General features: G+C 65.1%; 6 protein-coding genes and 2 pseudogenes. 4 read left to right on the top strand and 4 right to left on the bottom strand.

Annotated elements, in window-relative coordinates; translation table 11 throughout:
• Positions 1-118: 118 nt before the first annotated feature.
• Positions 119-1,132 carry a biotin synthase BioB gene (gene bioB, locus ABF821_RS03935; protein WP_114727124.1) on the bottom strand — a complete coding sequence of 338 codons (1,014 nt, stop codon included), beginning with the start codon at positions 1,130-1,132 and terminating at the stop codon, positions 119-121.
• 226 nt (positions 1,133-1,358) lie between these two features.
• Between bioB and ABF821_RS03930 the strand changes: the two genes are divergently transcribed.
• Both ABF821_RS03930 and ABF821_RS03925 read left to right on the top strand, forming a co-directional pair.
• On the top strand, positions 1,359-2,615 hold the full coding sequence (locus tag ABF821_RS03930; protein ID WP_415529099.1) for a DUF2075 domain-containing protein: 1,257 nt from the start codon (positions 1,359-1,361) through the stop codon (positions 2,613-2,615).
• A gap of 32 nt (positions 2,616-2,647) precedes the next feature.
• The gene (locus ABF821_RS03925) at positions 2,648-3,316 is read left to right on the top strand and encodes a TetR/AcrR family transcriptional regulator (protein ID WP_182975044.1); all 669 of its coding nucleotides are present in this window, start codon (positions 2,648-2,650) and stop codon (positions 3,314-3,316) included.
• Positions 3,317-3,431: 115 nt separating this feature from the next.
• Here ABF821_RS03925 and ABF821_RS03920 read toward each other — a convergent pair whose 3' ends face one another.
• The gene (locus tag ABF821_RS03920; RefSeq protein ID WP_415529098.1) at positions 3,432-3,812 is read right to left on the bottom strand and encodes a YbaK/EbsC family protein; all 381 of its coding nucleotides are present in this window, start codon (positions 3,810-3,812) and stop codon (positions 3,432-3,434) included.
• Between the two features lie 254 nt (positions 3,813-4,066).
• Here ABF821_RS03920 and ABF821_RS03915 point away from each other — a divergent pair, with 254 nt between their 5' ends.
• A complete protein-coding gene (locus ABF821_RS03915) occupies positions 4,067-4,465 on the top strand; it encodes a hypothetical protein (RefSeq protein WP_415529097.1) in 399 nt (132 codons plus the stop codon).
• Positions 4,380-4,778, top strand: a pseudogene (locus ABF821_RS03910) (hypothetical protein); the annotation flags it as partial. The gene ABF821_RS03915 and the pseudogene ABF821_RS03910, both read left to right, overlap by 86 nt.
• A gap of 313 nt (positions 4,779-5,091) precedes the next feature.
• On the opposite strand, the gene sucD reads toward ABF821_RS03910, so the two are convergent.
• Complete coding sequence (gene sucD, locus ABF821_RS03905) at positions 5,092-5,973, bottom strand: succinate--CoA ligase subunit alpha (protein WP_182975046.1); 882 nt, start codon at positions 5,971-5,973, stop codon at positions 5,092-5,094.
• A pseudogene (gene sucC / locus ABF821_RS03900) lies at positions 5,973-6,321 on the bottom strand (succinate--CoA ligase subunit beta); the annotation flags it as partial. The pseudogene sucC and the gene sucD, both read right to left, overlap by 1 nt.

The raw sequence follows: 6,321 nt of genomic DNA, 5'->3' as shown, positions 1-6,321 counted from the left end.
AACTCCCCATTTAGAATAGCCGCCTTGGGGGTTTATGGCGCCCTGGGTGGCCCCGCCCGCACGCATAAAAGCGGGCGGGGGGGGGGGGCCGGCGGATGGGCGGCGGCCGGCAGCCTGTTCAGGACGCCTGAACCAGAGACGTATGCATGCCCAGGCGAGCCAGCAGGCGGGCGTCGCGGCTGGCTTCGGGGTTGGGGGTGGTGAGCAGTTTTTCGCCGTAGAAGATCGAGTTGGCGCCGGCCAGGAAGCACAGGGTCTGGGCTTCGTCCGTCATGTCCTCGCGGCCGGCGGCCAGGCGCACGCGGCTGGCGGGCATGGCGATGCGGGCGGCGGCGATGATGCGCACGAAATCGATCGGGTCGACCGCCTCGGCCTCGGCCAGCGGGGTGCCGGCGACGCGCACCAGCAGGTTGATCGGCACGCTCTCGGGGTGTTTGGGCAGGCTGGCCAGGCTGGCGATGAGGCCGGCGCGGTCGCTTTCGTCCTCGCCCATGCCGACGATGCCGCCGCAGCAGACATTGATCCCGGCGTCACGAACATTGGACAGCGTGTCCAGCCGATCCTGATAGGTGCGGGTGGAGATGATGTTGCCGTAATGCTCGGGCGACGTGTCGAGATTGTGGTTGTAGTAGTCCAGCCCGGCATCGCGCAGGCGCTGGGCCTGGCGGGCATCGAGCATGCCCAGGGTGACGCAGCTTTCCAGCCCCAGGGCCTTCACGCCCTCGACCATCGCGCAGACGGTTTCGAGGTCATGATCCTTGGGGGAGCGCCAGGCGGCGCCCATGCAGAAGCGGGCGGCCCCGGCATCGCGCGCGGCGCGGGCTTCCTTCAGCACGGCGTCCACCGCCATCAGGCGGCTGGCCTTCACGCCGCCATCCTCGTGCATCGCGCTCTGCGGGCAGTAGGCGCAGTCTTCCGGGCAGCCGCCGGTCTTGATCGAGAGCAGGGTGGAGATCTGCACCTCGGTGGGGTCGAAGCGGGCGCGATGCACGCTCTGGGCCCGGAACAGCAGTTCGGGGAAGGGCAGGGCGATCAGCGCCGCGATTTCGTCTCGCGTCCAGTCGGTACGGACCGGCGGAAGGGACGGATCGGCGAAAGCGGGCGATGCGGCCGGCATGAGACCATCGGGCATCGGGCAGGTTCCTGGATTGTCGGCGATAAGGGAGAACGCTGTGCCACAGAAGCGGGGGGGATGTCACCCATGTCGCGCCGACAGGGCTTGTTGGGGTGCGCCATGGGATAGAGGAGAGAGGGTGTGGATTTAAAAATCATTGACCGTTGAATATCGGAAATGGCCAATACGGAGGCGCCCTTTTTGACCGAGGGCGCGGTTCAGACGCAGGGACTGCACGCTCGACATGCCTATTTCAGACAATCGTGCCGCGCTCAAACTCTCGCCCGATCGTGAACTGACGGAGGAACAGGAGCGGCTGGTGGGCCGGATCGTGGATTTCTGCCGGCTGCATGCAGGGGGGCGTGGCGGCGTGCTGGTGCTGGAGGGCGCTGCCGGCACGGGCAAGAGCATCGTCATGAATGCTGCGTTCGCCAGGCTGCGGCAGGCGGCGGGGCGTTGCAGCGGGGATGCCCTGTCGGGCCGGAGCATGATGTTTCTGGTCAATCACCCGGAGATGATCAAGCTGTACCGCCGGATTGCCGAGGGCTCCGCGATCCTGCGCAAACGCGATTATGAGCGGCCGACCAGCTTCATCAACCAGGCGCACAGGAGCGGGCAGGGGGCGGATATCGTGTTCGTCGACGAGGCGCATCTGCTGTTGAGCCGCCGGGATGCCTATAATCGTTTTCTTCAGGACAATCAGTTGGAGGAGATTATCCGGGCCAGCCGCGTCGTCGTCATGGTCTTCGATCCGCGGCAGGTTCTGAAATTCAAGAGTTTCTGGGATGAGGCGTCGCTGCGTCGGCTGCTGGAGGATCGGCCAGCCGTCTTCGAGCGGCTGACGACCCAGTTCCGCATGCACGCCCATGATGACGTACCGCGCTGGATCGAGGCGTTCTGCCGGCGGGAACTGCTGCCGCTGCCGGCGCCCCAGCCGTTCGATTTCCGCCTCTTCGACGATGCGCAGGCGATGTACGCGCTGATCCGCCGGCATGAGGACGCGGTTGGGCTGTGCCGGATGCTGGCGACTTATGATTATCCTTATGTTCTCGACGGACATGATCATTTCATCACCGAGGGGCGCTTTCACCTGCGATGGGATCGGGCGTTGCCGCAGGCGCGGCTGCCGTGGGCGGAGCGGGCCGATACCATTGACGAAGTGGGATCGGTTTATACCGTGCAGGGGTTCGACCTGAATTATGCCGGGGTCATTCTCGGCCCGAGCGTCGATTATGACGCGGCGACGGATCGGATCACCATCGATGCGGCGCGCTATGAGGATGGCGCCGCGTTTGCCGGGAAAGGGGCGATTGCCGACCCGGAGGGCGCGCGCGAACAGATCATGCTGAACGCGATCAGCGTGCTGATGACGCGGCCGATGCGGGGGCTTTATCTCTATGCCAGCCGGCCGGCCCTGCGGGCACGGTTGATGACATTGTGGCGTCAGCGTGAATCGTGCCCGACCGCCGCTTTGCCGGGTTTTTCATCAGGGAACGAATAGGAAACCCGATCCGGCGGTGCTAGGATTTGGACTTGACACTGAAAAAGGACGATCTGGTGCCGATCCATCATACTCCGCTCAGCCGTCGCCGGGGGCGGCCGGCGAAGGGAACACCTGCGGCGCGTGACGCCATGCTGGGCGCGGCCCTGCATTGTTTCTCGCGCAAGGGGTATGACGGAGCGGGATTGCGGGAGATCGCGGCGGAGGCGGGGGTCGATCCCGCGCTGATTTCCCATCAGTTCGGGTCGAAATTCGCGCTGTGGAAAGCGGTGGTGGACGAGATTGCGCTGCGTCTGGCTGCGGCGCGTCATTCGATCGAGGAACTGCATGGTGGCTCGAGCTCGACCGAGGAGCGGGTAAGGGAAGGGCTGACGCGCTTCATCACCGCCAATTGCGATATTCCCGAACTGGCGAAATTTCTCTCCGACGAACTGAGCCTGCCCGGTGAGCGGCAGGATTATATCCTGCGTGAAATCTGGGAACCCTACCAGGAGGCCATGCTGCCCCTGTTGCAGGAGGCGCGTGAGGATGGATTGCTGCGGCATGACGGGTCGCCCGAACTGACGCTGATGATGGTGATGGGGGCCGTCATGCTGCCGCTGCTGATGATGCGGCTGAAGGGGCTTTCGAAGCGGGACGAGGCCGAGCTTTCCCGGCGGCTGGTGTCGGACGTGTTGCCGATGGTGCTGGCGGCGGCCTGAGAGCCTGAATGAAAATGTGGGCCGGCGGCGACCCGACGCGCGTTTTCAATCAGGCTTTGATGGGGAGCGCAGCCAGGCTGTTGCATCAGGACGCTGCGTGATGTTCCGCTGGAGCTTAAGACGATAGAATCGGTGCCAGGATGGCGTTGGCGGCCACGCGTGCGTCTTCCGGCGTGATCTTTACGACCAGGCCCCGCTCCCCGGCATTGATGTCGATATGCTCCTTGCCGGACGCTGTTTCGTCGATCACGATCGGTACCGATGTTCTCTGGCCGAACGGGCTGATGCCCCCAACCTGAAAGCCGGTCAGGGCCTCGGCCTCTTCGGCCGGGATCATCCGGGCATTGCGGCCGTCGAACAGGGCGGCAACGGCCTTGAGGTTGACCTTGCCGGCGGCGGGAACGATCAGGCAGACGGGTTTTTCGCGATCGACCCGCACCATCAGGGTTTTGAAGACGCATGCCGGGTCCTCGCCCATGGCGGTGGCTGCCTGCATGCCGATCAGCGCGCCTGCCGGGTTAGTCGTAGCGATGGACGCTGAAGGGCACGCCGTGCTCCGCGAGGGCGGCCGTGGCCGCCGTTTCATTCTGCTGCATGCGGGTGCGTCCTCATGTGCATTAAATCATCGTTTTATGAATATAAGGCGTGTGGTGGTGCGTCAAGGAAATGGGGGCATGTGGCTTCTGCCTCCGGATTTATATTCATCGTGTTTTGATTAAATGTCATCCGTCTGGTAGGTCGGGCCGGGATATGATTGTACGAGATTTCGCCTTCCACGCCGACATGCCGGACGACATGCGCTACCTGCGCCGGCCGGATGGTGTGCAGAGATTCATCGAAAAGGACATGATTTTTCTTCTTCCCGAACGTCTCAAGGATTTTCGGAAGGATCTGTATCATGTGTGCCGGATCAACAGCTCGGACAGTGCCTTGTATGGTCCGCTTTTTCAGGTGCGGTGCGTGATCGCCGATGGGGCGGCGGTGGAGGGGTTCGAAGGACCCTGCGACGTTTTTCCGTTTTATGAAAAGGTCGCGCGCAACAAGCGTCATTATCGCGATTATTATGTGCTGTTCCTGTTTCGGCATCAGGCCGATTATCGGAAATATCGCCGGCTTTGCCGAGAGCCGGAGCGGTGTCGGGATATCTGATGTCCCTGGCGTGAGGATTATCCGGAGGGGTGATATGGCCGTCCTGGAATTGTGCCGGGATCTGACGCCCCGTGCCAGACTGGCGGGGGCGGTCAATGTGCTGCGCCGGGTTGGCGAGGATGCGTTTGCGGGTGACATGCTGGATGGCGAGGGTTTTGTCGCGGGTCTGGCCGCCGCCGGGCATTCGGTGGCCGGGCGACGGATCTGCATCGTCGGGGCGGGTGGGGCGGCCAGTGCGATCGCGGTGGCGCTGGCCGAGCGGGGGCCTGCGCGGCTGATGCTGATCAATCGCTCGCGAGAGCGGCTGCTGGCGCTCCATGAGCGGGATGTCGGCGGGCATGATCTGGTCGTCAATGCGACCTTGCTTGGCCTGCGTGCGGACGATCCGTTGCCTTTCGGCCCGGAACGGGTCGGACCGGGCGTTCTGGCGGTCGAGGTGATCATGACCCCGGAGATGACGCCGATCCTGCATGCGGCCCCTGGGCGGGGGCGGCGATCCATCCGGGACGGGCCATGCTGGATGGCCAGTTGGAGGCGATTTTTCGGTATTTTTCCGCAGACGGGCGGATCGGCCGCTGGCAGGTGTGATCGGTCCGCCCCTTGGGTGGGGCGGACCGGGTGGGGTGTTAGAAACTGCCTGACAGGACGTCGAGCAGTGTCTGGCCCAGCAGGGCGGGGCTGGTGGAGATGTGGATTCCGGCGTCGCGCAGGGCTTCGATCTTGGCGGCCGCCGTCTCGTGCCCGCCGGTGATGACGGCGCCGGCATGGCCCATGCGGCGGCCCGGCGGGGCGGTGGCGCCAGCGATGAAGCCCACGACCGGCTTCTTCGTCCCGCTGTCGCGGATCAGGGTGGCGCCGTCGATTTCCGAGGTGCCGCCGATCTCGCCGATCATGATGATCGAGTCGGTATCGGGGTCGGCGATGAAGCGTTCCAGCACATCGGTGAAATCCATGCCCTTGACCGGGTCGCCGCCGATGCCGACGCAGGTGCTCTGCCCCAGTCCGACCGCGGTGGTCTGGGCCACGGCCTCGTAGGTCAGGGTGCCGGAGCGCGAGACGATGCCGACCTTGCCGGGACGGTGGATCGCGCCGGGCATGATGCCGATCTTGCATTCGCCCGGCGTGATGATGCCGGGGCAGTTGGGGCCGATCAGCAGGCTGTCCGACCGGTGCAGCACCTGCTGCACGCGCACCATGTCCAGCACCGGAATGCCCTCGGTGATGCAGACGATCAGGGGCACGCCGGCGGCGATGGCCTCGAGGATCGCATCGGCCGCGCCGGCGGGCGGCACGTAGATGACGCTGGCATCGACCCGCGTGGCCGCGCACGCCTGGGCGACCGTGTCGAAGACCGGCAGGCCGAGATGGGTTTCGCCGCCACGGCCGGGGGTGACGCCGCCGACCAGTTTGGTGCCGTAGGCCAGGGCCTGTTCGGAGTGGAAGGTGCCCTGGGCGCCGGTGAAGCCCTGGGTGATGACGCGGGTATCGCTATGGACGAGGATGGACATCAGGCGACTCCTTCCGCGCGCACGGCGGCGACGATCTTGCGCGCCGCGTCGCCCAGGTCACTGGCGGGGATGATCTTCAGGCCGGAGTGGGACAGGATTTCCTCGCCGCGTTCGACATTCGTGCCGGCAAGGCGAACCACGAGGGGCACGCGCAGGCCCGTTTCGCGCGAGGCGGCGACGATGGCCTCGGCGATGATGTCGCAGCGCATGATGCCGCCGAAGATGTTCACCAGGATGCCGCGCACCTTCTGGTCGGACAGCACGATGCGGAACGCCGCCGCTACCCGCTCGCGCGAGGCGCCGCCGCCGACATCGAGGAAGTTGGCCGGTTCCTCGCCTTCCATCTTG

Origin of the sequence: Gluconacetobacter sp. (genome assembly GCF_047721585.1) — a bacterium.
GTDB lineage: Bacteria > Pseudomonadota > Alphaproteobacteria > Acetobacterales > Acetobacteraceae > Gluconacetobacter > Gluconacetobacter dulcium.
This window is presented reverse-complemented; position numbering and strand designations above follow the sequence as displayed.